Genomic DNA, 388 nt, shown 5'->3' with positions numbered 1-388 from the left:
GTGGAGGTCGATAGGCTCAACCCGCTCCGCTCCCAAGGTGATCTGAGGAATCAACGTTGACGAAGGACCGCACCCGTCCCACCGTTGTCGTGGTCGGCCTCGGTGGCACCATCGCCATGATGCCCTCCGACCGTGATGGAGCGGCTCGCCCCACCCTGAGCGCGGAGGACCTGCTCGCCGCGGTACCCCAGATGGACGGTTCGGACGTCGACATCCAGACGCTGTCCTTCGCGGGCAAGCCCGGCGCCTCGCTGACGCTGGATGACATCGACCGCCTCGCGAACCGGCTCCGGGCGATGGCCGGCGAAGGCGCCGTCGACGGCATCGTCGTGACCCAGGGAACCGACACCCTGGAGGAGACCGCCTACCTGCTGAGCCTGCTGTACGC

Annotated in this window: 1 protein-coding gene; it reads left to right on the top strand. The window is 68.0% G+C overall.

Going from position 1 to position 388, the window contains the following annotated elements; translation table 11 throughout:
* Nucleotides 1-56 precede the first annotated feature (56 nt).
* On the top strand, nucleotides 57-388 hold a 332-nt coding region (locus tag IH48_RS0132495; protein ID WP_030913066.1), incomplete at its 3' end, for an asparaginase domain-containing protein.

This window comes from Streptomyces sp. NRRL F-5126 (genome assembly GCF_000721265.1).
In the GTDB taxonomy this organism is placed as follows: Bacteria; Actinomycetota; Actinomycetes; order Streptomycetales; family Streptomycetaceae; genus Streptomyces.
Note: the sequence above shows the minus strand (reverse complement) of the source record. Positions and strands in the feature narration are given on the sequence as shown.